Here is a 23,072-nt window from a genome sequence, read left to right as displayed (position 1 = left end):
ACACTCTCGAACGTTCCTGCCCCCCTGTGGCACCCGTGCTGATCAGAGGGTGATCGCGATGCCGGCCATCGGCTTCCTGCGTACCCGGAACAGCTTCAGGAACCCGTTGCCGATCCGCGACGACAGGTACTTCTTCGCGAGCAGCCGCTGCGCGTCCGCGGTCCCCGCCTCGTCCAGCAGCCGCGCGTTGCCGGACAACACGGCGGCGCCGGGGGCGACATGACCGCGGACGGTGCACACGGCCACCGTCACCGCGCCGTTGTTCCGGATCCGCTTGACCTTCCACGCGTGCGCCGGCGTCACGACGAGCAGCGTGCCGTCGGCCCCGCCCACCTGCCACACGGGCGTGGCCACGGCGGTGCCGTCCTTCCGGTAGGTGGTCAGGCTGATGTACTTGGCGCGGCGGATCGCCTCGATGTCGGACATGCGCGGGAGTCTACGACGGCGGTCCCACCAGACCGGGGGAGCGCAGCATCCGCGGCGGGATGCCCCACGCGTCGACGAGGTCGACGGCGAGCGGCCTGATCCTGCGGCACAGACCGTCGACCTCGCCGCTGATCGCCTTGGAGCGCTGCACGGTCAGCCGGCCGTGCTCCATGAACCAGGCGCGGTCGGCCTCGATGGTGGACAGCGCGAACAGGTCGCACAACACCTTCAGCGCCACCTTGTTCCCGCTCTCGGGCAGCGTGCGCACCCGCTCGACGAACGCCTCCAGGACCAGCCGCTCGACGTGCGCGCGGGCCACCGCGATGACATGGTCCTGCACGCGCGAGAAGACGACACCGGGATCCTGCTCGCGGTCGACGCCGCGCTTGAGCCGGCGGGCGAGTCCGGCGAGCATGTGCTCCTCGCGGTGGCGGACCATGGCGAGCTGGTACTCCGAGTCGAGCAGACCGGCCTCCTGGTCCCACTCGTCGCCGCCGGGCAGCAGATCGCGTACCCGTTCGAGAAGTTTGTGGACCGACGTCCTCTCGATGACCGTCTCCACGGCCTGCCCGGTGACGAACCGGACCATTCCGAGCTGGTCCATGTCCTCGAACTCATGGGCGTAGTTGGTCAGGAGGCCCTTGGCCACGAGCTGCAGGAGGACGTGGTTGTCGCCCTCGAACGTCGTGAAGACGTCGCTGTCGGCCTTGAGCGCGGCGAACCGGTTGACGGCGAGATACCCGGCGCCGCCGCACGCCTCGCGGCACTCCTGGATCGTGCGGGTCGCGTGCCAGGTGCCGAGCGCCTTGGTCCCGGCGGCACGCGACTCCAGCTCGCGCCGCGCCTGTTCGTCGCCCCGCTCGCCCGAGAACACCTCGTGCAGGTGGGTGCGGACCACGTCCTGGGCGAAGTGCAGGGCGTAGGTGCGGGCGAGGAGTGGCAGCAGCCGGCGCTGATGCATGCCGTAGTCGAGGAGCAACTGCTCCCCGTGGTCGGGCGTCGCCTCGAACTGCCGCCGCCGCGCCGCGTACTTGACGGCGATCGCCAGTGCGACCTTGGAGGCGTTGATCGCGCCGCCGCCGACACTGACCCGGCCCTGCACGAGGGTGCCGAGCATGGTGAAGAAGCGGCGCCCGGGGTTCTCGATCGGGCTCTCGTAGACGCCTTCGGGCGTGACGTCGGCGAACCGGTTGAGCAGCGCCTCGCGCGGCACCCGTACGCCGTCGAACCGGATCCGTCCGTTGTCGACGCCGTTGAGGCCCATCTTGCGGCCGTCGTCCTCGATCGAGACGCCCGGCGCCACCGCGCCGCCGATCCGGATCGGCACGACGAACGCGTGCACGCCCTCGGACCGCTCGCCCACCTTCAACTGGGCGAAGACGACGGCCAGTTGTGCGTGCCGGGCGGCGTTGCCGATGTAGTCCTTGCGTGCGCCGTCGTCCGGCGTCGTGATGACGAACTCCTGGGTGCCGGCGTCGTACGTCGCCACGGTCCCCAGCGCCTGGACGTTGGAGCCGTGCCCGGTCTCGGTCATCGCGAAGCAGCCCATCAGCTTCCCGGTGATCAGATCCGGAAGGTGGGCCTTGTGGTGCCGCTCGGTGCCGAGCTGCAGGATCGCGCCCCCGAAGAGACCGAACTGCACGCCGACCTTCACGAGCAGCGACAGATCGCCGAACGCGAGCGTCTCGAACGCGGCGATCGAGGCGCCGATGTCACCGCCGCCTCCGTACTCCTTCGGGAAACCCATGCCGGTCTGGCCGGTGGCCGCCAGCTCGACGGCGAGCTCGCGCACCCGCTCCCGGAACGCGTCGATGCCGAGTTCCTCGGCCTCCTCCAGGACGGAGGCGTGCCGCGTGAGGTTCGTCCGCACGAGGTCGCGGATCTCGGCGTACTCGCCGTCGAGCACCTTGGTCAGGGCCGGAACGTCGACGTCGGGCGGAACGAAGCCGCCCGAGGACGTGGAGGTGTCGGTGATCATGAAGCCCTGGTACCCCGTCCCCGCAGGACGCAAGCAGGACCGGTTCGCCGTCCGACGAGGGTCTGCGGCTGTCGGGGGGCACGGGCGGCCACGCAGGACGTGACGTTGCCCGTTCAGGGCTGGGCGCCGTCCGTCGCGGCCCGTCGCAGCGCCGCCCGGCACGCCCGCACCGCCGGATGCCGGCTCGCGCCACGGCGTACGACGGTGAAGATACGACGGCCGCGCTGGCCGCGGGGGAGCGGGCGGAGGGTGACGGTCGCCGGCCGGCCGTTCCACACCAGGTCGGGGAGGAACGCGGCGGCGTGGTTCTCCTCGACGAGCCGCAGGTGGAGCAGGAGATCGGTGGTCTCGAACCGCACGTCGGGCTCGAAGCCGGCGTTGCGGCACAGGGTCATGGCCCAGTGCCGCGCGGCCGTGCCCGCGGGTTCCATCACCCAGGGGTGGTCCGCCAGTGAGCGCAGCGTCTTCGTGGGACTGTCCGTGTCCGGTACCCGCACATGGGGCGGCACGGCCAGCAGCAGGGGGTCGTCGAGCAGATCCTCCTGTTCGAGCTCGGCGGGGCGGGGGTTGGGGTTCCCCGGGTACTCCTCGGCCAGGACGAGGTCGAAGTCGCGGGCCTGGAGGGCGGGCAGGGCCTTCTCCGGCTCTCTGTGGGTGACGTGGACCCGCAGACGGGGGTGGGCGTCGCGGAGCGAGCCGAGCGCGGTGGGGACGAGGGCCAGGGCCGCCGTCTGGAACGAGGCGATGCGCAGCGTCCCGGTCAGATCGGTCGCGGAGGCGGCGATGTCCGCCTCCGCGCGTTCGAGGCGTTCGAGCACCGCCTCGGTGTGGGCGACCAGGATCTCCGCCTGCTCGGTCAGCCGTACCCGTCGCCCGACCGGCTCCAGCAGGGGCACGCCGACCTCGGCCTCCAACTGCGAGAGCTGCTGCGAGACGGAGGAGGGCGCGTAGTTCAGGGCCGCGGCGACGGCCGCCAGCGTGTCGCGGTGCTTGAGCTCGCGCAGCAGACGCAGTCGGTGCAGGTCGAACATGGCGGCGCGCTCTCCTCGCCACCGGAGCGGCATCAGGTAATGGTCGGCTCAGCCGAATGGTATACGTCGGAAACATTCGCTGGACCGATGAGTGGCGGCTGTCGCAGGGTGAAGGGGTGTCTGAGAACCCTGTGTCCTTCCGTACGCCGCCGACGCTCCCGTGGTTCGTGCGCCCCGGCGCCCGCCGCTGGCGGTGCGAGCCCGCGCCCGCCGAGGTGCGGGACTTCCACACCGCGCTGCCCGGCCACACGCCGACCCCCCTCACCGAACTCCCTTCGATGGCAACCGAGTTGGGGGTGGGGCGAGTCTTCGTCAAGGACGAGTCGAGCCGGCTCGGCCTGCCGGCCTTCAAGGCGCTCGGCGCGTCCTGGGCGGTGCACCGCACCCTCGCGGAACGCACCGCGAACGGCGGCGACGCGACCCCGGTCACCCTCGTCACCGCCACCGACGGCAACCACGGCCGCGCCGTCGCCCGCACGGCCCGGCTGCTCGGGCAGGACGCGCACGTGTTCGTGCCGCAGGGCGTGCATCCGCGGGCCGCGGCCGCCATCGCCGACGAGGGCGCCAAGGTCACCGAGGTCGCGGGACCCTACGACGAGGCGGTGCGCCGGGCGGCGCGGGAGGCCGAAGCGCCGGGTGCCGTGCTGGTGCAGGACACCGCCTGGGCAGGTTACGAACGCGTCCCTGGCTGGATCGTCGAGGGCTACTCCACCCTCTGCGCCGAGATCGACGAACAGCTGTCGGCCGCCGCGGTCGCGGGCGGCCCCGACCTCGTCGCCGTTCCCGTGGGCGTTGGCTCACTGGCCCAGGCCGTCGTCACCCACTACCGCAGCCGTCCCTCGGGGCACGCCCCGGCGCTGCTCTCCGTGGAGCCCCGGGCCGCGGCCTGCATCCTGGAAAGCCTCACCCGCGACGAACCCGTCACCGTCGCCCCCGGCGAGACCACCATGGCCGGCCTCAACTGCGGCACCCCCTCCAGCATCGCCTGGCCCCACCTGCGGGCCGGCCTGGACGCCGCGACCGCCGTCGGCGACACCGACAGCGCCCGGGCCGCCGTGGACCTCGCCGCCCTCGGGGTCGCCTCGGGACCCTGCGGGGCCGCCGCGCTGGCCGGGTCGCGGGCCGCGCTCCGCGGGGACGGCGCCGCTGAACGACGTACGGCACTGGGCCTCGGTCCGACCTCGGTGGTCGTCCTGCTGAGCACCGAGGGCCCGGCCGCGAACCCGCACGCCACCACCGTCGAGCGGGCCGGGACGTGCTGACTCCTCTTCTGACCGCGGTCTGTGTCCTCGGTCTGCTGACCGTCGTGCCCGGACCCGACCTGGCGATCGTGACCCGCAGGGCCCTGGTGGCCGGTCCGCGCAGCGCCCTGCGAACGGTGGGCGGGATCGCGAGCGGGCTGCTGTTCCGGGGCGTGCTCACCGTGGCGGGCCTGGCGGCCGTGCTCGCCGCCTCGCCCGCGGCCTCGCTCACCGTGCGCCTCCTCGGCGCCGCGTACCTGGTGTTCCTGGGGGCGCAGGCGCTGTGGCAGAACCGCCGGGCGGCCCCGCCACCGGCCGGCGCCGCCGCTCGTCCGGCCGCCGGGGGTCCGTGGCGGACGGGCTTGCTCACCAACATCCTCAACCCGAAGATCGCCGTCTTCTCCACCGGCCTGCTGCCCGCGGCGGCCCCGCCCCACCTGCCCGAGGCGTGGGGGATGGCACTCCTCGTCCTCCTCCATGTCGCCCTGACGGTCGCCTGGTTGGGCGGCTGCGCGTTCCTGCTGTCCCGCGCCGGCCACGTCCTGACCAGGCCGCGTGCCGGCCGTGCGCTCGGGCGGACCACGGGCGTCGCGCTGATCGGGTTCGGGGGTGTGGCGGCGACGGCCTCGGGCTGAGCCGCGGTGCCGGGTGCTCGTGCCGGCGCCGAATGCTAGACGCCGACCGGCCGTCGGCGGCGTCGCCACAGATGCCACACGGCCCCCACCGCCACGGTGCCCACGAGCAGAAGGACGACCAAGGCGAGCGTGTGACTCCCCGCGATCCGGATGTCGGCCAGGAGCACCACCGTCGTCAGCGCGACGGGTACCAGGACCGAGACGAGGGCGTGGGCCGCGCCCGCCACCAGCGGTCGTGCGGAGTGGGCGGCGCGCCACTCGATCTCGACGCCGTAGTAGCCGGTGGCCCGGCGCATGAGCCGGTGCGTGGACCGGCGGTACGAGAAGGCCATGTACGGCAGCCAGACCAGCGGCACGACCAGCCCGGTCAGGAACACCGACACGGCCAGCAGCCAGCTGCCGACGCGCGCGGCGACGCGGCGCAGCCTTCCCGCGGACCCCTGCGCGTCGGCCGGGGTGAGCAGGCCGAGCAGGCGGGCCATGCGCACGGTGATGTCCGCCAGCGCGGCGACGCGCCCCCGGTCGCCTGCCGCGCGTGCCGACGTGGCACGGGCCAGCGCCGTGCGGGCGTGTTCCTCGTCCGGGTGGACGCCGAGGAGCACGAGGAGTTCGACGGCCCGCTCCGGATCACGGGGGTCACGGCCGTCGAGTCCGGCGACTTCCATGACCAGCCGGGCCTGGGCGAGCAGCGCGGCGCAGAAGGCGAAGGGGATGAGCAGCAGGAAGGGGCCTCCGACGAACGCCCCTTCGCTGATGACCGCGCGGCCGCCCCGGGAGACGACCACGGCGCCCAACTCCGCCCGGCTCGCGTCGGGATGACCCCGGTAGGCCCGCTGCAGGGACGCGGCGGCCCGGGGGCCGAGCCGGCGTCCGGCGAACGAGGCGAGCAGCTCGGGCAGGTGCAGGGGATCGGCCAGAGCCCCCTTGAGCAGAGCCCGGGCCGGTCCTGGTCCCAGCGATGCCTCTTCGGCGTGGATGCCTGACACGGCACCACAGATACCGTGTTTCGGCGGCGCGGGGCCGGAGCCGGACCGGGGCGGCGCACATCACGCCGAGCCTGTCCCTGGGAGTACTGGTGTCGGCGGAGTCTGGAACACGCCGGCCGGGCCGCCGACCATGAACGCATGGCACATGTACTCGTCACAGGCGGAACCGGATTCCTGGGATCCCACACCATCGCGCGGCTGCTGACCGCGGGGCACACGGTCACGACGACGGTGCGCTCGCTGGAGCGGCGGCCCGACGTCGAGCGGATGCTCACCGTGGCCGGTGCCCCGCACGTGGACGGCGTCTCCTACGTGGAGGCGGATCTGACCGCCGACCGGGGCTGGGACCGGGCCGTGGCGGGAGCCGAATACGTCCTGCACGTGGCCTCCCCGTTCCCCGGGGCGCGGCCCGGGAGCGAGGACGAGGTGGTGGTGCCGGCCCGGGACGGCGCCCTGCGGGTGCTGCGCGCCGCCCGGGACGCGGGCGTCCGGCGCACGGTGCTGACCTCCTCCTTCGCGGCGGTGGGCTACGGCCACGGCAGGACCGGGCGGACGTTCGACGAGAACGACTGGACCCGGACCGACGGGCCCGGCGTCTCCGCCTACATCAAGTCCAAGGCGGTGGCCGAACGGGCCGCCTGGGACTTCGCCGAGCGCGAGGGAGACGGCCTGGAGCTGACGGTCGTCAACCCGGTGGGGATCTTCGGGCCGGTCCTCGGACCGGACTACTCCGCGTCCATCCGCATCGTCCACGCGATGCTGACCGGAGGGATGCGGTCCGCACCGCCGATCTGGACCAACACGGTGGACGTCCGCGACGCGGCCGACCTGCATCTGCGCGCCATGACGGCGCCCGAGGCGGCCGGACAGCGCTACCTGGCGCTCGCGGGCGAGCCGATCTCCTTCCACGGTATCGCCCTGGCGCTGCGCGCACGCCTCGGCGAGGCCGCCGCCCAGGCTCCCGCCGGCACCGCCCCGGCCTGGCTGCTGCGCCTGCTCGCCACGGTGAGACCGGCGCTGCGGGAGACGGTGCCGCAGCTGGGCGTGGTGCGCCACGCCTCCAACGCCAAGGCCCGCAAGGAGCTGGACTGGTCGCCGCGTTCCAACGAGGACGCCGTCGTGGCCACGGCGGAGAGCCTGCTGCGCCTCGGACTGCTGACCGGTTAGCGTCACCCGCATGCCACGTGAGACGGCCGACACCCTGGGCGAGTTCCTGCGGGCCCGGCGCGGACAGATCGGCCCGGAGCAGGCCGGGCTGCCCGCCGGGCCGCGCCGCCGGGTTCCCGGACTGCGGCGCGAAGAGGTCGCCCAGCTCGCCGGCATCAGCCCCGAGTACTACCTGCGTCTGGAACAGGGCCGCAACCTCAACCCCTCGGACCAGATCCTCACCGCCCTGGCCACGGCTCTCCAGCTCGACGAGGACGCCGTCGCCTACCTGCACCGCCTGGCCCATCCCGCGCCGCCCGTTCGTCGGCCGCGCGGCCGGGCCGGTACGGACCGGGCCGGTCTGCAACCCCTGCTGGACAGCTGGCCGCGGACCGCCGCCTATGTCCAGGGAGCCGGCGGACGCGTCGTCGCCGCGAACCGGCTCGCTGTGCTCCTGTGCCCCTTCTTCGCCGTCGGCAGCAACCCTCTGCGAGCCGCCTTCCTCGAACCGGAGATGCGCAGCCTCTATCCGCAGTGGGACGACATGACGGCCAAGGCGGTCTCCGGTCTGCGCGCCATGATCGACGTCGACGAGGCCGACGCGGAGCTGCTCGCGACGATCGGCGAACTCACCGTCGCCAGCGAGCGGTTCAGCACCCTGTGGACCCGCCGCGAGGTCCGCCGCCGCGACACCGGCCGCACCCGATTCCACCATCCGGCCGTCGGTGAACTCGACCTGCACTACGAGAAGTTGGTCCGCCCGCAGGCCCGCGAGCTGCTGGTCCTCTACTACGCCGACGAGGGCTCGGTCGACGCCGAACGCCTTGACCTGCTCGGCCGGGAGGCGTAGGGCCGCGGCCCGATGCGCTCGGCGATCCTGCCGGTCAGCGTCGGTGACCGCGCAGAGCACAGCAGCCGTTCGCCGTTCCACGGCCGAGCGCATACGTGAGACAGCTGATCGTCTCGCCGCGGAGCGGGACGTCCGCGAGGCGACCGCTCACCCCGAACACGGCCCGCAACAGGTCCCTTTGTGGTTCGTGTGGGACGAGAGGCGGTCTGGGTGTGCACGGGGGGCGGCGTCCGCGACGGTACGGAACGTCCGGGTGGGCCCCCGCGTGCGCCTGTCGCTGCCGGACACCTTCGACGTCGTCCTGGTCCGGGGGACGGCGAGGTGCCTCACGGACCAGGACGCGCCGGAGGCCGCGGCGGACACGTTCGCCGCGAAGTTCGGGTGGGATCCGCGCACGGAGGACCGTCCCCACATGTGTCCGCGCATCGCGCCGAAGGCGGTCCGCGCCGGCGTGGAGTGCCCGGGCTGAGCGGCCGCGTCGTCATGCGGAACGGCGCCTGGCTGGAGCAGGCGCCGGCCCCTGCTGCTCCCTGACGCCAGCCGCCTGCGCCGCCTGGATCGCAGGGCCGGTCACCGCGGACCAGTCGTTCTGGGCCCGGTGGGTCGCCGCCCTCGGCATGCCGCTGCCCCCATCCCCTTCCGCTCGCTCACCGCCGAACGCCTCGCCGCGGCACCCGACCACGTCGTGCGGCAGCAGACCTACGCACGGGCCGCCGCTCTATGCGCCCGGCACATGGCGACCGGGAGCGGAGCGGAGCAGGTCCTCAAGTCCGTCCAGCAGTTGACCGCGCCTTCACGCTGATAGAGCTCAACGTCCCTGTCTGCAAAGGTTATTGACGGAACGTCATCTCTTACGCGTTCCCGCGGTGCGCCGGGACGCGAGAGTCGACGCTGTGATTCCGGAAGGCGCGGTACGCTCTTGTCGATTTTCGGAGTCCCGGTACTCGGTGCCGTCGCCAATGACTAGGGGGATGTGTCGTCATGACGACACCTGCGCAGAGTCCTTTCCAGCCTCTCAAGGCGGAGGACCCGCCTGTCGTCGGCGGTTATCGGCTGGCGGCCGTGCTCGGCGCGGGCGGCATGGGCAAGGTGTATCTCTCGTACACGCCGGGCGGCCGTCCGCTCGCCCTGAAGGTGATCCGGCCGGAGTTCAGTGAGGACCCCGACTTCCGCAGGCGCTTCGAGCAGGAAGTGCACGCCGCCCAGCGCGTACAGGGCCTCTACACCGCACCGGTGATCGACTGCGACACCCAGGCCAACCCGCCCTGGCTGGCCACGGCCTACGTGCCCGGCCCGTCGCTCGCGCACGCGGTCGCCCAGCACGGCGCCCTGCCGGTGCGCAGCACCCTGCTGCTCGCCGTGGGGGTCGCGGAGGCGCTCCAGGTCATCCACGGCGCGGGCATCGTGCACCGGGACCTGAAGCCCGGCAACGTGCTGCTGGCGTCCGACGGCCCGCGGGTCATCGACTTCGGTATCGCCCGCGCCGCCGACGCCACCTCGCTGACCAGCAGCGGGGTGACCGTCGGCACGCCCGCCTTCATGGCGCCGGAGCAGGCGATGTCGGGCGTCGTGAGCCCGGCGACGGACATCTTCGCACTCGGCCAGATCATGGCGTTCGCCGCCATCGGGGCGCCCGCGTACGGCGACGGGCCCTCGCACGCGGTCCTCTACCGAATCGTCCACGAGGACCCCGATCTGAGCCGGCTCCCGGACACGCTGCGCCCGCTGGTGTCCGCCTGCCTGAGCCGCGACCCGGCCGACCGTCCGTCCTCGGCCGAGGTCATCGAGCGGTGCCACGAGGTGGCGTCCAGCCCGCTGCGACAGGGCGAGGACTGGCTGCCGCAGTCGTTCGCGACCGCGCTCGTGGACCGGTCCGAGATGCCCGCCCCGGTGCAGACCCCGCCGCCCACCTCCGGCGCCGCGACCCCGCCACCGGTGGCCGGCGCCGTGCCGTACCCGCCGACCCAGGCGGCCGGCACGCCCCCGCCGGGGGCGGGGCACGTCTCGCACGCCCCGACCCAGGCGTCCGCCACACCGCCGCCCGTGGCCGGCGCGGTGCCGCATCCGCCCACCACCGCCGCGCCGCACACCGGCCCGTCCCCGTACGCGCCCACGGCCTTCAGCCAGACCCCGCCGCCGGTCCCGCACGGGATGCACCCCCAGCACGCGCAGCACCCGCAGTACCGGACGCCCGTGGTCGGCCACCACGGGCCGATGGGCGCCCCGCACCCGGGGGTCGGCCCGCGTCCGTGGGGTGCCGTGCCGCCGCCCCCGAAGAAGCGCACGGGGTTGATCGTCGCCCTCTCCGTCATCGGCGGCCTCTTCGTGCTGGGGGTCATCGGCGCGCTGCTCCCCGACGGCGGCTCGGGCGACTCCTCGTCGTCCACGTCGAGCGGTACGAGCGGCTCGGCCGGGTCCGCCAAGGGCGGCGGCCAGAAGCGGCCCGACCCGAAGCCCGCCTCGTACAAGAACATCAACCTGACCGGCGACTACTACCTCCAGCTCGCTGACAACCCGCCCAAGCCGATCGACGGCGGCGACACCGGCGCCATGTACGCGGGCGGCGACTTCTACTTCTCGTTCGACTCGACCGGCATCAGCGACCCGAAGGTCGGCACCGACAACGGCAAGCTGGTCCTGCTGAACAACGCGGAGAAGGGCTCGTTGAAGACCTGCCGCGACGAGACCCGCTTCACGGACAAGATCAACCTCGATCAGCTCTCCAACGGGTCCCAGATCTGTGTGCGCAGCGACGCGGGACACATCGGCGTCGTGACCTACCGCGGCCGCTCCGGCGCCAACAGCCCCAGCACCTACATCACCCTCGACCTCACCGTCTGGCGGAACGCCGAGGAGGCGACGGAGCAGGACTGACCCGCCCCTCGGCGGAACCCGGAGCAGCTACCGCGAGCGTGTCGTCGACGCCCTGCGCGCCGCGCTCATCGCCGGTGAACTGCGGCCCGGCGAGATCTACTCGGAGCCCGCCCTGGCCGCCCGGTTCGATCCGCGCCGACGGTCCCGGCTGTACGGTCTGACGGCCCTCTTCGACGACGGGAAGCTGCCCGCTTCGGCCGAGGAACACCTGGAGATTTTCGACGCGTTGCTGGCCCGCGACGAGGAGACCGTCCGCGAGGTGATGACCCGGCACATCGGGCACATCAGGGATCTGTGGGCGCAGTAGCGCCGCCGGGTTTCCCGTCCGGCCGCGGCGCCCTGGGTACGGCCCCGGAGGGCATCCCCCCGGGGCCGCGTGCGGATGCCCGTGGTTCAGCAGCCGGAGTCCGCGACGACGTAGTAGTCGGGGGCGGTCTCCTTGAGGGTGTGGGTGGTGAGGGTGTTCCACAGGCCCATGGCCTCGTTGGAGCCGTTCGCGTAGGTGTAGCCGCCGCTCTGATGGGCGCGGCCGTCCACCGTCTGCTGGTAGTTGCTCGCGGTGTGGCAGGTGGGTGTGTAGCCGGTGGTGGTCGCGGACACCGATGCGGAGGCGGTGCCGACGGCGCCCGCGGAGTCGACGGCGGCCACCGTGTACCCGTACGTCGTGCCGGTGGCGAGCCCGGTGTCGGTGTAGGAGGCCGACGTCGTGGTGCCCACCTTCGATCCGCCCCGGTAGACGGCGTAGGAGGCGGCGCCGTCCACCGCGTTCCACTTCAGGGAGGCGGTGGTGTCGGTGGTGCCGGAGACGGTCAGTCCCGTGGGCGCGGGCAGGGATCCCGGGGTCTCGCCGCCGCCCCCGGTCCCGTCGAGGCCCCAGAAGCGGGCCGTCTGGTAGCTGGAGCAGATGGTGTCCAGGTAGTAGGTGCCGGTGGTGCCGCACTGCTCGGCGCCGCTGCCGGGGTCGACGGCGAGGCCGTGCTGCATACCGGAGATCGAGTAGACCTCGACGGCCGGCTTGCCCGCGGTGTCGTCGTAGACGCTGAGCGTGGTGCCCCCGGTGAGGCTCTCGGTGCTGGACGGCGTCTGGCCGATGCCCCACACATCGGTCCACTGGTCGCGCAGCTCGGTGGCGTTCGCCGGGGCGACGGTGGTGTCCGAGGTGCCCTGCCAGATCGCGACCCGGGGCCAGGAAGTGGTCCCGGCGGGGGCGGCCGCCCGCACCAGGTCGCCCCACTGGGCGGGCGTCTTGTCCGGCGGGCTGTACATGCAGGTGTACGCGGCGGACGTACTGGTCGCGCACGAGGCGGGCAGACCGGAGTCGATCGAGCCGCCCGCGAAGACGTCCGGATAGGCGGCGAGCATGTTCGCGGTCATGCCGGCACCGGCGGACAGGCCGGTGATGTACACGCGCCTGGTGTCACTGCCGTACTGCGCGACGGCCTTGTCGACCATCTGCTTGATGGAGAGGGCCTCGCCCTGGCCGCGTGAACTGTCGCCGGACTGGAACCAGTTGAAGCACGAGTTGGCGTTGTTCGCGCTGCTGGTCTGCGGGAGGACCAGCGCGAACTTGTAGCTGTCGGCGAACTTCGGCCAGCCGGAGTGGGAGTAGTAGTCGCTCGCGCTCTGCGTACAGCCGTGCAGGGCGACGACGAGCGGCGCGTCGGCCGGCAGGCCGTCCGGCGCGTAGGTGTACATGGAGAGGTTTCCGGGGTTGGACCCGAACGAGGTGACCTGGGTCAGGTCCGCGGCGGACGCCTGGGGAGCGGTGGCCACCAGCCCGGTGGTGAGGGCGAGGGCCCCCACGGCCGCGGTGGCCCAGTGGCGGAGGCCTCTGGTGAGGCGGCGGGCTGTCGTGGTGCGGAACGGGGAATGCGGCTCTGTCACGGTGATCGACTCCGGGGAAGGTTCGATACGGGGTGTGACGTGCATCATCGATGTGCCGGTGCCGGGCCCGACATGGGTAGGGCGGCCATGCGCGCCCGATATTCAGTGTGCCGACGCCCCATGGTTGGACGGCCGCTCACGGGACGCGGCTGGGGAGCCCGTGGCTGGAGGGTGCGGCGGCCGTGCCGAAAGGTGCGCCCCGGAGCCCGTGGTGTGCCAGGGCCACCGTCGCCCGGGTGGGGTGCTCGCCCGCCACGCAGCGTGTGCGGTGCGGCGGGCGAGCCGGTCCCTGCACGGCGTCCGCAGTTCTTCGCGCGAGATCGAGGAGGCGGCCCGCGCCGACGGCGCCGGCGTCCTGCGCACCTACTGGTCCGTGGTCCTCCCGATCGCACGCCCGGCCCTGATCACCCTGACGATCCTCTCCTTCCAGGGCTCCTGGAACGAGTTCACCCACTTCGTCGTCACCACGCAGTCCGCCGACCACGCCACCCTGACGACGGGGCTCGCGCAGTTCGTCTCCGGCGGCCTCGGCGTCGGTACCCAGTACCCGCTGAAGCTCACCGCCGCGCTCCTGGCGACCGTTCCGGTCGCGATCGTCTTCTTCGCCTTCCGCGCTCAAGGAGTGACGTCCCGCATCGTCCGACCCCTGGCCCCGTTCCCATCGAGGCTCCTCGGACGGCGACTTCACCGGCGACGAAAGGCCCGGTGACTCGGCTGCCTGGTGGTTCGTCGAACCGTCGCCCGACGGGCCCGAAGGCGCCTGAGCCCGGTACGTCTCCACGCCGCCGGACGCCGTGCGGCGGCCTCAGCCCTGCTCGCCCCCGAGCGCGTACAGCTTGGGCAGGTTCACCACGATGGCTTCCTGCGTGCTGCGGGCGATGACGACCACAGCCTCCTCGGCGGGATCGGGGTTCTCCTCGCGGTGCGGGACGAAGGGCGGGACGAAGATGTAGTCGCCGGGGGAGGTACGGAGCCGGATCTCCTCCTCGCCGTCACCGGAGTCGTCGATGAAGACGAACTCAGGGTGTCCGCCGACCACGTAGATGGCGGTCTCGGACTCGCCGTGGTGGTGATCTGAGGACGCGGTCGCCGGGGCGACATGGGTCTGACCCATCCACAGCTTCTCGGAGCCCACGGTGCGTCCGCTCACGGCGGCGAAGCGGCGCATGCCCCCGGACTGCGCGGTGTCGCCGTCGAGGGCGTCGGCGCGGATGTGGTGCAGTCGCGCACGAAGCGGCGCGGAGGCGGCCGCCGGGGCGTCGTGGAGATGGGGATGGAAACCTTCGCCAGGAGTGGTCAGCGAGTCGCTCATGCCCGGACGCTAGGCCGCTCCCGAAAAGGATGTCAAGAGGTGTCCATCGCCTCTCACCTGCGACGATGTTCCCGCAACCATGTGGGGAGCGACATTGAAGAGGCTGTCAGCCGCGCGGTCGACGGCGAACTGCTCACCCTGTGCGGCGAATCCGTGGCCGGTCTGCGGTACCCCGGCGCCGCGACGAGCCTGCCCGGGGTGTGGTGTCGCGTCGAGGCCGACATGGCGGCGGTGCTCGGCGGCGTGACACTCGCTGCACCGCTGCCCGTCGAGGACGGAACTCTGTCCGTGACGAAGGGCGCCGCGTGACGCCCCGGCCGGAGCCTGCGGAGCTCGAAGTCGTCCAGTACACGGCCCCGTTGTACCCCTGGGCGTGGGGTTCGGAGCCCGTCTTCCGGCGGCCCCGCGCGACGCTCGACGGGCGGGCCCGCTGGCCGGCTGTCCGGGAACATCGACGGGTCAGCCGGCGTGACCGAGCTGGGTCAGCGCCAGATCGAGCGTGTCGGCGAAGAAGTCCGCGGCGGCCGTGTCGAGGCACAGCGGCGGCTTGATCTTCAGGATGTTGAGGTGGTCGCCGGTGGGCTGCACGACGACTCCGAGGTCGAGCATCCGCTCGCACAGCTCGGCGGTCTCCTCGGTGGCGGGCTCCAACGTGGCCCGGTCCCGGACGAGTTCGAGGCCGAGGTAGAGGCCCGAGCCGTGGACGGTACCGACGACGGGGTGGCGGTCCGCCAGCTCCTCCAGCCGCCGCTTCAGGTGTCCGCCGACCCGGACCGCGTTGCCCTGGAGGTCCTCGTCGCGCAGGGCGTCCAGGACGGTGAGGCCGACGACGCTGGAGACGGGGCTGCCTCCGGTGGACGAGAAGAAGTAGCCCTGCTCGCGGTAGCGGTCGGCGACCGCCCGGGAGGTGATGACGGCACCGAGCGGATGCCCGTTGCCCATGGCCTTGGCGACGCAGACGATGTCGGGGACCACCCGCTGCTGCTCGAACCCCCAGAACCAGTGCCCGAGCCGCCCGTAGCCGGCCTGGACCTCGTCGGCGACGGCCAGGCCGCCGTGGCGCCGGACCGCCGCGTACACCTCGGCGAGATACCCCTCGGGCAGGGCCACCCCGCCGGCGTTGCCGTAGAAGGTCTCGGCGATGAACGCCCCGGCGGGCTTCCCGGCGGCGGCCATGGCGTCGATCACCGCGACGGCCTCCGGCGCGTAGCGCGTCGCGTCGGCGCCACGGTGCCGGCCCCGGTAGGAGTTCGGCGAGTCCACGGTGTGCACCCAACTCGGCCGGGTGGACAGGGCGTTGGGATTGTCCTGGAGCGAGGTGGAGACGGCGTCCGACGCGTAGGTCCAGCCGTGATACGCCTCGCGCACGGCCACCACGTCGGGCCGCCCCGAGGTGCCGATGGCGAGGCGCAGCCCCAGATCCACCGCCTCGGAACCGGAGTTGACCAGGAACACCGTGTCCAGCGGGTCGGGCAGCAGTGCGGCGAGCCGCTCGGTGAACTCCACCACGGAGGCGTAGTGGAACCGCGAGTTGGTGTTCAGCCGCCTCAACTGCCGGGTGACCGCCTGCTCGACGCGGGGGTGGGCGTGGCCGAGCGGCGTGACGTTGTTGACGATGTCGAGGTAGGCGCGGCCGTCGGTGGACAGCAGGTGGTGGCGCCAGCCCCGCTCGATCCGGGGCGGGTCGGCGTAGTAGTGCTCCTGCACCGTCGCGAACACGGCGCCGCGCCGCTCCAGCAGATCGGTGCGCTCCGTCCGGTCGGTGGCGGGCAGGCCGAGCAGCGGGGCGGGATCGGCGGTGAGCGGAAGCCAGCCGGCGGCGTACTCGGGACGCACCAGGGCGGGAACGGCCGGGCTGTCCGAGGTGCGCAGCGTGACGTCGACCCGGCAGCCGGCGGGAAGGCGGACGAGGTCGTCGCCCGCCCGGACCGTCGCACCCGCGGTGACCAGGGGCGAGGCCGCGGAGAACGAGACGGTCAGGACGAGCCCGCCGTGGGTGAGCTCCAGGAGCCCGGGGCCCGCGGAGAGGACCTCCGCCCCGGCAGGGGCCTGGAGCACCGTCGCCGCCCCGAGTCGCACGGCGATGCCGGTGGGCACCGTCGCCGCCGAGCGCGCGGTCAGGGCGGGCGCCAGGTTCAGTCGCGGCTGCCCGTACCGGGTGACGGTCGCGGACGCGCCGTCCGCAAGCGCGGCCGCCGAGCGGACCTCCTCCGTATCGGCGTCGAGCCACGCCCCGTCGTCCATCGCGTCGGAGTCGGTGGACAGATCGAGTACGGCGATGCTGTCGGTCGGGAGGTCGCGCAGGAGGGGGAGTTCCGGGGCGCCGATCGTGACAGGGGCTTCGGTGAGACCGATCGCGTCCCTGACGAGCCGGGTCATCACCGGCAGCGGCACACGGACGGCCTGCTCGAAGATGCGCCACTCGCGGTCGAGTGCGGACGTGGCGTAGACGTTGTCCGCGTCCACGGCGGCCTGCTGCCGTCCGCTCACGACGAGGCCCGCGGCGCGCAGGACGAGCAGCGGCCACAGTGCGTCGGCCTCGGCGGGGGACAGCGGTCGCAGCGCATGGAAGGCGCGGACGGCGGGCAGCACGTGGCGCGGTTCCATGCCGTCGTGATGGAGCATCGAGGAGAGCGACACGGCGAGCTCGCTCACCGCCCAACTCGTGGTGAGGTCGCCGAAGTCGATGACCCCGTCGGGCTCGGGCACGTGGCTGTCGGGGCGCCGGATCAGATTGTCGTCGGTGAGGTCCAGGTGCACGGCCTGCCGAGGCAGCGCGGCGGCGACCTTCTGGACCCGCTCCCACGCCTCGGCGGTGGCCTCCTCGACGGCGGCCCGGCGTTCGGGTTCCGTGACGTGCCCGGCGAGCGCGGCGACGACCCGGTCGGCGTGCCGCAGGTCCCACTGGAGGACCCGGTCGAGGCCCGGGTGGCGGAAGTCGCGCAGGGCGGTGCTGACCTGGGCGACGACGGTGCCCATCGCGGCCACCGTGCCGGGGGACAGGTGCCGCGGCCCGGACAGCGCCCCGCCGGGCAGATGCCGCAGCAGCCGGGCGACGGCGGGCTTGCCGTCGCTGTCCACCATGGTGCGGCGGGGCGTGCCGTCGGGGTGGCGCAGGACGGTGGCGACCCGCAGACCGGGGTGGGCCGCGGCGATGAGGTCGGCAGCGGTGTCCTGCGCCTCGATCTCCACGGGGCCGAAAGCCGGGTTGGCTATCTTCAGGACCGCCAGGGCGGCCCCGCCCTCTCCCTGCAAGAGGAAATTGGCGTCCTGCTGGCTTCCCAGCGCCTGCGCGGTCGCGTCGATCCCGAGGCTCTGACGGGCCATGTCCGCGGCCTCGGCCGGTGTGGTCCGCGGGGCGGGGAGGGCGTCCTCGGCGAAGAAGTCGATCGTGCGGTGCTCGGTGTGCGGCATGGCGGGGTCCTCGGCAGGTGCGCGGTGCGGGGCGGCGGGAGCGGGTCGGAGCGCGCGGGCGCTCAGTCCACGTGCCACAGGAAGCGGTGGGTGTGGATCCCGAAGTAGGGGAAGTTCTCCACGGACGTGACGCCCTCGACCTCCCGCACGACGTCGTTGACGAAGTCCAGCAGGTCGTGGGGCCGTGCGCAGACGACCTCGACGAACAGATCGAACGTCCCGGCGGTCAGGACCGCGTACACCACCTCGTCGTGCCGCGAGAGCTCGTCGGCGACCGCGCGGGGGTCACCGTCGATGTGCAGACCGAGCAGGGCCATCGTCTGACGGCCCATGGTCATCGGGTCGGTCACCCCCACGACCTGTACGGCCTTGGCGTCGATCAGGCGCTGCAGCCGGAGCCGTGCGGCCGAGGGCGACAGGCCCACCTTGGGCCCCAGATCGGCGTAGGGGATCCGGCCGTCCACCTGCAGCTCCCGCAGGATGGCCCGGTCGATCTCGTCCATGAAGCACCTCTCGCCGACCGGAACCATGATCCGGATTGCTGATGCGAGCAGACTGCCGGTTCCCGGCGATTGAATCAAGTGTCATCTCGCGTGAATCACGCGTCCGTGCGGTGATCGTGAACGAAGCGCGCGACGCCGTGGCGCCTTCTGTCACCACCGTGAGGCGCACTGCCGGTGTCCGGTCGCTCCGGACCGAGCGGGGCCTGCACGGCATTCGTGATCGGCGAGATTAATGTCGGGGTCATGACTGACAACGAAAGCAACGCCTCGCTGCGCACCGTCACCGTCGAGCGGGCCGGAGCCGGCCGGTTCACCGCCACCAACGCCCGCGGCGGAACCGTCACCTTCGGCACCGGCGGCGACAGCGACTTCACCCCCGTCGAGCTCCTCCTCGCCGCGATCGGCGGCTGCTCCGCCGCTGACGTCGAGGTCGCCACCACGCGACACACCGAACCGACGACCTTCTCGATCACGGTGAACGGCAACAAGATCGAGGACGGGAGCGGCAACCGCCTGACGGACCTGGAGGTCGTCTTCGCCGTCGCTTTCCCGGAGGGTCCGTCAGGCGACCGTGCCCGTGCGATCCTGCCCCGTGCCGTGAAGACCTCGCACGACCGGCTGTGCACGGTCAGCCGCACGATCGAGGCAGGGACACCCGTGACCACGGTCGTGTCGGGAGCGGCCGACGGATCCTGACGGCCGGGAAGGCGCGGCTTGGGGTGGGAGGCACGCGGCGGCGCGGATCAGACGGTGTAGCCGCCGTCGACCGCGACATGTTGTCCGGTGATGAATCCGGCCCGGTCCGACGCCAGGAACGCGACCGCCTCGGCGATGTCCTGGGCGCTGCCGAACCGGCGCAGCGGAATGTTGCGGCGGGTGACCTGGAGAGCGTCCTCGTCCAGATCCCCGTCGGCGATGAGCCGGGCCGCGATGCCGTCGGTGAGCATGCCGGGCCCGACGCAGTTGAACCGGACCCCGTAACGACCTTCCTCGGCGGCGAGCGCCCGCACCAGCGCCTCCACCGCGCCCTTGGGTCCTGACGACAGGCCGTCGCGCACCGGATAGCGGTGGGTGGCGGCGGTCGTCACGGCGACCACGCTGCCCGCGCTGTCCCGCAGCGCGGCGAGCGCCGGATGCACCAGCTGGTAGAACGCGAGTGCGTCGGAGTGCAGCTGCTCGCGCAGCAGGGACGGGGGCACCCGGCTCAGATGCACCATCGGCACGTGCGGACCGGCCGCGTGGACGAGGGTGTGCAGCGCGCCGAAACGGTCGAGCGCCGCCTGTACGGCCGCCGCGGCCTGTGTCTCGTCGGCGAGGTCGGCGGGTACGCCATGCACGTCGGCCCCTCTCGCGGACAGCTCCTCGGTGAGGGCGACCGCCCCGGCGCCGTTGGAGCGGTACGTGAACAGCACCGTGCTGCCCCGCAGGGCCAGCGTCCGGACGACCGCTGCGCCGATGCCGCCCGTTCCGCCCGCAACCAGCGCGACCCCCTCGCGTCCCGAGAAATCCGCGTCGTGCTCGGCCATGCACCGTCAACTCCCTGGTGGAAGCGGCCCTGTGGTCAGGTCCGTGTGTAGCCGCAACCGCCGGAGAAATGAAGACGCGCGAGCCGCCTCAGTCGCGCGGCCAGGGCTGTCCGCTGAGCCGCTCGATGCTCGTGTTGAACCGCTGCAGGTAGTGCGCGAAGTGCTCGACGTCCTCGGCCGACCAGTCCTCGAAGACCCTGTCGAGCTCGGTGACGTGCTGTGCGCGCTCCGCGTCGAGGCGCCGCTCGCCCTCCTCGGTCAGCCGGAACTTACGGGCCATCCCGCCCTCGGGGTCGGCGATCCGCTCGAGGAGCCCGGCCCGCATCGCATGGGCGGTCTGCCGGTTGACGGTGGAGGTGTCGAGCTGGAAGGCCTCGCTGATCTGGCCGATCGACATCGGGCCCTGCACCTGGATCCGGCTCAGGATGATGTACGTGCTGCGCTCGAGCCGGTCGAGCTGCCGGCGGCGCTTGTCGCTGCCGAACTGATGCCGCCCGAGCACCATGTGCTCGAACTCGACCAGGTGCGATGGCTTGTCCATGAATGTGCGTCCTCCCAGGTCGACCGTACCGCAGGGTGCTGCAGCCCCGGCGCTCCGTGTCCATGGCCGGATCCGCGTCAACCATGTGCCTCATGCATGAAATATGCACGATGCATTGGATGTGTATGATGCATAAAGAAGTTCGGGCCGGACAGATGGAAGAGACAGAGAACTTGAGGAGTCCTGCTATGGATGCCCCCCAGTCGAGCAGTCGGGCGGGCGCAGTCGTCGCCACCCTCGCGCTCGCCGGCACCGTCGCCGCGATCATGCAGACGCTGGTGACCCCGCTCATCGCGGAACTGCCGCAGATCCTGAACACGTCGTCGTCGAACGCCGCGTGGGTGATCACGGTCACGCTGCTCGTCGCCGGTGTGTGCGTACCGGTCTCCGGGCGCCTCGGCGACCTGATGGGCAAGCGCCGCATGATGCTGGTCTGCGTCGTCCCGCTGATCATCGGCTCGGTGGTGTGCGCGCTGGCCTCGTCCGTCGTGCCGATGATCGTCGGCCGCGGTCTGCAGGGCATGGGCATGGGCATGGTGCCGCTGGGCATCGCCCTGCTGCGCGACGTGGTGCCCACTGAGAAGCTGAGCGGATCCATCGCCCTGGTGAGCGCCTCGATGGGCATCGGCGGAGCGATCGGCCTGCCGCTCGCCGCGGCCGTCGCCCAGTACGCGAACTGGCGGGTGCTGTTCTGGGGCTCAGCCGTGCTCGCCCTGATCATCGGTGTGATGATCTTCAGCATCGTGCCCGACGTGCCGGCCGCCGCCAAGGGGCAGCGCTTCGACGCCCCCGGCGCCGTCGGCCTGGCCATCGGACTCGTCTCGCTGCTCCTCGCCATCTCCAAGGGCGCCGACTGGGGCTGGGGCTCGGGCATCACGCTCGGCCTGTTCGCGGTCGCCGTCGTGGCCCTCGCGGTCTGGGGCTTCTACGAGCTGCGCACCCGTGACCCGCTGGTCGACCTGCGCACCACGGCCCGCCCGCGCGTCCTGTTCACCAACGCCTCCTCGATCCTCATCGGCGTCGGCATGTATGCGTTCATGCTGATCGCTCCGCAGATCCTGCAGTTCCCCGAGGCAACCGGCTACGGCCTCGGTCAGTCGATGCTCGCGGCCGGTCTGTGGATCGCGCCCGGCGGCATCATGATGATGCTGATCTCGCCGCTCGGCGGAAAGCTGATCAATGCCCGCGGTCCGAAGTTCGCGCTGATCTCCGGCGCGCTCGTCATAGCCACCGGTTACGCGGTCGCGATCCCGCTGATGGGCACGGCCTGGGGCATCATGATCGCCGGAATCGTGATCAACAGCGGTGTGGCCCTCGCGTACGGTTCCATGCCCGCGCTGATCATGAGCTCGGTGCCGGTCGCCGAGACGGCCGCCGCGAACGGCTTCAACACGCTGATGCGCTCGCTCGGCACCACCATCGGCTCCGCCGTCATCGGTGTCGTCCTGTCGCAGATGACCGTCTCCATGGGCGGTTACACCTTCGCCTCCGAGGGCGGGTTCCGCACCGGCCTGGTCATCGGCTGCGGCGTGGCCCTGGCCTCGGCCGCGGTCGCGACACTGATCCCGGCGCTGCGCAAGGCCGACGACGCCGAGACCGCCGACGCCGCCTCGGCCGAGGAAGCCCCGGCCCGCGCCTGACCGCGGCGCACCGCACGTCGTCGGACGGTGGGGGGCCAACCAGCTCCGGGGAAGACCGGAAGAGAGAGTGCGCTGGTTCTGAGGCCGGTTCGGCGGGCTCCTGTCGGAACGCCGGAGGGCCGACGAGATGCGGCAGCGGCCACCTCCGGGCAGGGTAGGGGGAGGAGCCCGCGTGGAACGGGGGCGATCGATGCTTCGCAGCACGTCCCCCGAGGACGGTGAGGATCTGCTGGCCGAACTCGGCGCGCTGACCGCCCGAGCGCGGGAACTCGCGGAGACGCAGCGTTCCCGCGTCGAGCTGGCGGTGGCGCTGCAGCGCGGCATGCTGCCCCGGGATCTGCCGCGCCCGCCCGGCGTCCGGCTGGCCGTGGGCTACATGCCGGCTAACCACGGCCTCAACGTGGGCGGTGACTGGTACGACGCCTTCACCATGGCCGACGGCCGCATCGGCCTGTCCGTCGGAGACGTGCAGGGACACAACATCAAGGCGGCCGCGTTCATGGGGCAGGTGCGGGTGGCCCTGCGCGCACTGGCCTCCGTCACCGGGGACCCGGGAGAACTGCTGGCCCGCACCAACGACCTCCTGGTCTCCCTGGACTCCGACCTCTTCGCCACCTGCACGTTCTTGCGGCTCGATCCGGCCACCCGCGTCCTGGAGTGCGCACGCGCCGGGCACATTCCCCATGTGTGGGCCACGGCGGACGGCCGCTCCGGCATCGCCGACGAGGACGGCGGACCCCCGCTCGGCGTGCTGCACGGCGCCACCTACCCCGTCGCGTGCCAGCGGCTGACCGTCGGCGGCGTGTTCGTGCTGCCGACCGACGGCGTGGTCGAGGGCCCGTCGCTCAGCCTCGACGACGGCCTGCGGCAGGTGCGGCGGCTCGCCGAGATCACCGCCGCGGCGAGCCTGGGCGTCGACACTCTCGCGAGCGGCGTGATGAAACTGGCGGACCTGGTCGGTCACGAGGACGATGCCGCCGTCCTCGTCGTCGGGCACGACGGCGGATCCGTCTGAGCGGATGCGCTCGCATGGCCGACGAGCGGCGGCCGGTGTCTCATGGCTGATGTGTCGGTTACTCGGTGGA

22 protein-coding genes and 1 pseudogene are annotated in these 23,072 nt (G+C 72.3%); 13 read left to right on the top strand and 10 right to left on the bottom strand.

Annotated elements, in window-relative coordinates:
* Positions 1-42: 42 nt before the first annotated feature.
* From J3486_RS16460 to J3486_RS16450, 3 genes are all read right to left on the bottom strand, one after another.
* Positions 43-426 (bottom strand): PPOX class F420-dependent oxidoreductase, encoded by a 384-nt coding sequence (locus J3486_RS16460; protein WP_207821053.1) that lies wholly within the window; start codon positions 424-426, stop codon positions 43-45.
* Positions 427-436: 10 nt separating this feature from the next.
* Positions 437-2,404 carry an acyl-CoA dehydrogenase family protein gene (locus tag J3486_RS16455; RefSeq protein WP_207821052.1) on the bottom strand — a complete coding sequence of 656 codons (1,968 nt, stop codon included), beginning with the start codon at positions 2,402-2,404 and terminating at the stop codon, positions 437-439.
* Positions 2,405-2,517: 113 nt separating this feature from the next.
* On the bottom strand, positions 2,518-3,435 hold the full coding sequence (locus J3486_RS16450; protein WP_207821051.1) for a LysR substrate-binding domain-containing protein: 918 nt from the start codon (positions 3,433-3,435) through the stop codon (positions 2,518-2,520).
* Positions 3,436-3,551: 116 nt separating this feature from the next.
* Between J3486_RS16450 and J3486_RS16445 the strand changes: the two genes are divergently transcribed.
* Together J3486_RS16445 and J3486_RS16440 are read left to right on the top strand one after the other, a co-directional pair.
* Entirely contained in the window at positions 3,552-4,697 is a 1,146-nt protein-coding gene (locus J3486_RS16445) for a diaminopropionate ammonia-lyase (RefSeq protein WP_307804833.1), read from the top strand.
* Positions 4,691-5,311: a LysE family translocator gene (locus J3486_RS16440; protein WP_207821049.1), complete on the top strand. Its 621-nt coding sequence runs from the start codon at positions 4,691-4,693 to the stop codon at positions 5,309-5,311. The genes J3486_RS16445 and J3486_RS16440 overlap by 7 nt, the downstream gene beginning before the upstream one ends.
* A gap of 35 nt (positions 5,312-5,346) precedes the next feature.
* On the opposite strand, the gene J3486_RS16435 is transcribed toward J3486_RS16440, so the two are convergent.
* Positions 5,347-6,297 carry a hypothetical protein gene (locus J3486_RS16435; RefSeq protein WP_207821048.1) on the bottom strand — a complete coding sequence of 317 codons (951 nt, stop codon included), beginning with the start codon at positions 6,295-6,297 and terminating at the stop codon, positions 5,347-5,349.
* Positions 6,298-6,435: 138 nt separating this feature from the next.
* On the opposite strand from J3486_RS16435, the gene J3486_RS16430 reads away from it, so the two are divergent.
* The 6 genes and pseudogenes from J3486_RS16430 to J3486_RS16405 form a co-directional block, all read left to right on the top strand.
* Positions 6,436-7,464 (top strand): aldehyde reductase, encoded by a 1,029-nt coding sequence (locus J3486_RS16430; RefSeq protein ID WP_207821047.1) that lies wholly within the window; start codon positions 6,436-6,438, stop codon positions 7,462-7,464.
* Between the two features lie 10 nt (positions 7,465-7,474).
* Positions 7,475-8,293: a helix-turn-helix domain-containing protein gene (locus J3486_RS16425; protein WP_207821046.1), complete on the top strand. Its 819-nt coding sequence runs from the start codon at positions 7,475-7,477 to the stop codon at positions 8,291-8,293.
* A gap of 43 nt (positions 8,294-8,336) precedes the next feature.
* Positions 8,337-8,762 (top strand): pyridoxamine 5'-phosphate oxidase family protein, encoded by a 426-nt coding sequence (locus J3486_RS16420; protein WP_307804832.1) that lies wholly within the window; start codon positions 8,337-8,339, stop codon positions 8,760-8,762.
* A 129-nt stretch (positions 8,763-8,891) separates the two neighbouring features.
* Positions 8,892-9,095 carry a hypothetical protein gene (locus tag J3486_RS16415; RefSeq protein WP_207821045.1) on the top strand — a complete coding sequence of 68 codons (204 nt, stop codon included), beginning with the start codon at positions 8,892-8,894 and terminating at the stop codon, positions 9,093-9,095.
* Between the two features lie 179 nt (positions 9,096-9,274).
* Positions 9,275-11,167, top strand: a complete 1,893-nt coding sequence (locus J3486_RS16410) for a serine/threonine-protein kinase (RefSeq protein ID WP_207821044.1) — start codon at positions 9,275-9,277, stop codon at positions 11,165-11,167.
* Between the two features lies 1 nt (position 11,168).
* Positions 11,169-11,474, top strand: a pseudogene (locus J3486_RS16405) (FCD domain-containing protein); the annotation flags it as partial.
* Between the two features lie 86 nt (positions 11,475-11,560).
* Here J3486_RS16405 and J3486_RS16400 read toward each other — a convergent pair.
* Positions 11,561-13,051: a PHB depolymerase family esterase gene (locus J3486_RS16400; RefSeq protein ID WP_374194728.1), complete on the bottom strand. Its 1,491-nt coding sequence runs from the start codon at positions 13,049-13,051 to the stop codon at positions 11,561-11,563.
* A gap of 268 nt (positions 13,052-13,319) precedes the next feature.
* Between J3486_RS16400 and J3486_RS44970 the strand changes: the two genes are divergently transcribed.
* Positions 13,320-13,760, top strand: coding sequence for an ABC transporter permease subunit (locus tag J3486_RS44970; RefSeq protein ID WP_307804831.1), 441 nt, complete (start codon positions 13,320-13,322; stop codon positions 13,758-13,760).
* Positions 13,761-13,856: 96 nt separating this feature from the next.
* Here the strand turns inward: J3486_RS44970 and J3486_RS16390 are convergent, their stop codons facing one another.
* Positions 13,857-14,363 carry a cupin domain-containing protein gene (locus tag J3486_RS16390; RefSeq protein WP_207821043.1) on the bottom strand — a complete coding sequence of 169 codons (507 nt, stop codon included), beginning with the start codon at positions 14,361-14,363 and terminating at the stop codon, positions 13,857-13,859.
* A 39-nt stretch (positions 14,364-14,402) separates the two neighbouring features.
* On the opposite strand from J3486_RS16390, the gene J3486_RS16385 reads away from it, so the two are divergent.
* Entirely contained in the window at positions 14,403-14,672 is a 270-nt protein-coding gene (locus J3486_RS16385) for a hypothetical protein (RefSeq protein WP_207821042.1), read from the top strand.
* Between the two features lie 150 nt (positions 14,673-14,822).
* Here the strand turns inward: J3486_RS16385 and J3486_RS16380 are convergent, their stop codons facing one another.
* Entirely contained in the window at positions 14,823-17,777 is a 2,955-nt protein-coding gene (locus J3486_RS16380; protein WP_207821041.1) for an aminotransferase, read from the bottom strand.
* A gap of 62 nt (positions 17,778-17,839) precedes the next feature.
* Positions 17,840-18,280 (bottom strand): Lrp/AsnC family transcriptional regulator, encoded by a 441-nt coding sequence (locus J3486_RS16375; protein ID WP_207821040.1) that lies wholly within the window; start codon positions 18,278-18,280, stop codon positions 17,840-17,842.
* A gap of 243 nt (positions 18,281-18,523) precedes the next feature.
* Between J3486_RS16375 and J3486_RS16370 the strand changes: the two genes are divergently transcribed.
* On the top strand, positions 18,524-18,976 hold the full coding sequence (locus tag J3486_RS16370; protein ID WP_207821039.1) for an OsmC family protein: 453 nt from the start codon (positions 18,524-18,526) through the stop codon (positions 18,974-18,976).
* 47 nt (positions 18,977-19,023) lie between these two features.
* Here J3486_RS16370 and J3486_RS16365 read toward each other — a convergent pair whose 3' ends face one another.
* Entirely contained in the window at positions 19,024-19,806 is a 783-nt protein-coding gene (locus J3486_RS16365) for an SDR family NAD(P)-dependent oxidoreductase (protein WP_207821038.1), read from the bottom strand.
* Between the two features lie 88 nt (positions 19,807-19,894).
* Entirely contained in the window at positions 19,895-20,347 is a 453-nt protein-coding gene (locus J3486_RS16360; protein WP_207821037.1) for a MarR family winged helix-turn-helix transcriptional regulator, read from the bottom strand.
* 119 nt (positions 20,348-20,466) lie between these two features.
* Here J3486_RS16360 and J3486_RS16355 point away from each other — a divergent pair, with 119 nt between their 5' ends.
* Both J3486_RS16355 and J3486_RS16350 read left to right on the top strand, forming a co-directional pair.
* Complete coding sequence (locus tag J3486_RS16355) at positions 20,467-21,987, top strand: MFS transporter (RefSeq protein ID WP_374194727.1); 1,521 nt, start codon at positions 20,467-20,469, stop codon at positions 21,985-21,987.
* A gap of 190 nt (positions 21,988-22,177) precedes the next feature.
* A complete protein-coding gene (locus tag J3486_RS16350; protein WP_207821035.1) occupies positions 22,178-23,002 on the top strand; it encodes a PP2C family protein-serine/threonine phosphatase in 825 nt (274 codons plus the stop codon).
* The last annotated feature ends 70 nt before the right edge of the window (positions 23,003-23,072 follow it).

It is taken from the genome of Streptomyces sp. VRA16 Mangrove soil (assembly GCF_017377775.1).
Classification (GTDB): Bacteria; Actinomycetota; Actinomycetes; order Streptomycetales; family Streptomycetaceae; genus Streptomyces.
This window is presented reverse-complemented; position numbering and strand designations above follow the sequence as displayed.

What these genes read in the sequence shown, in the direction of transcription:
- J3486_RS16460 (WP_207821053.1), bottom strand. Translation starts at nt 426, where the DNA reads ATGTCCGACATCGAGGCGATCCGCCGCGCCAAGTACATCAGCCTGACC.
- J3486_RS16455 (WP_207821052.1), bottom strand. Translation starts at nt 2,404, where the DNA reads ATGATCACCGACACCTCCACGTCCTCGGGCGGCTTCGTTCCGCCCGAC.
- J3486_RS16450 (WP_207821051.1), bottom strand. Translation starts at nt 3,435, where the DNA reads ATGTTCGACCTGCACCGACTGCGTCTGCTGCGCGAGCTCAAGCACCGC.
- J3486_RS16430 (WP_207821047.1), top strand. Translation starts at nt 6,436, where the DNA reads ATGGCACATGTACTCGTCACAGGCGGAACCGGATTCCTGGGATCCCAC.
- J3486_RS16425 (WP_207821046.1), top strand. Translation starts at nt 7,475, where the DNA reads ATGCCACGTGAGACGGCCGACACCCTGGGCGAGTTCCTGCGGGCCCGG.
- J3486_RS16410 (WP_207821044.1), top strand. Translation starts at nt 9,275, where the DNA reads ATGACGACACCTGCGCAGAGTCCTTTCCAGCCTCTCAAGGCGGAGGAC.
- J3486_RS16390 (WP_207821043.1), bottom strand. Translation starts at nt 14,363, where the DNA reads ATGAGCGACTCGCTGACCACTCCTGGCGAAGGTTTCCATCCCCATCTC.
- J3486_RS16380 (WP_207821041.1), bottom strand. Translation starts at nt 17,777, where the DNA reads ATGCCGCACACCGAGCACCGCACGATCGACTTCTTCGCCGAGGACGCC.
- J3486_RS16375 (WP_207821040.1), bottom strand. Translation starts at nt 18,280, where the DNA reads ATGGACGAGATCGACCGGGCCATCCTGCGGGAGCTGCAGGTGGACGGC.
- J3486_RS16370 (WP_207821039.1), top strand. Translation starts at nt 18,524, where the DNA reads ATGACTGACAACGAAAGCAACGCCTCGCTGCGCACCGTCACCGTCGAG.
- J3486_RS16365 (WP_207821038.1), bottom strand. Translation starts at nt 19,806, where the DNA reads ATGGCCGAGCACGACGCGGATTTCTCGGGACGCGAGGGGGTCGCGCTG.
- J3486_RS16360 (WP_207821037.1), bottom strand. Translation starts at nt 20,347, where the DNA reads ATGGACAAGCCATCGCACCTGGTCGAGTTCGAGCACATGGTGCTCGGG.
- J3486_RS16355 (WP_374194727.1), top strand. Translation starts at nt 20,467, where the DNA reads ATGTGTATGATGCATAAAGAAGTTCGGGCCGGACAGATGGAAGAGACA.
- J3486_RS16350 (WP_207821035.1), top strand. Translation starts at nt 22,178, where the DNA reads ATGCTTCGCAGCACGTCCCCCGAGGACGGTGAGGATCTGCTGGCCGAA.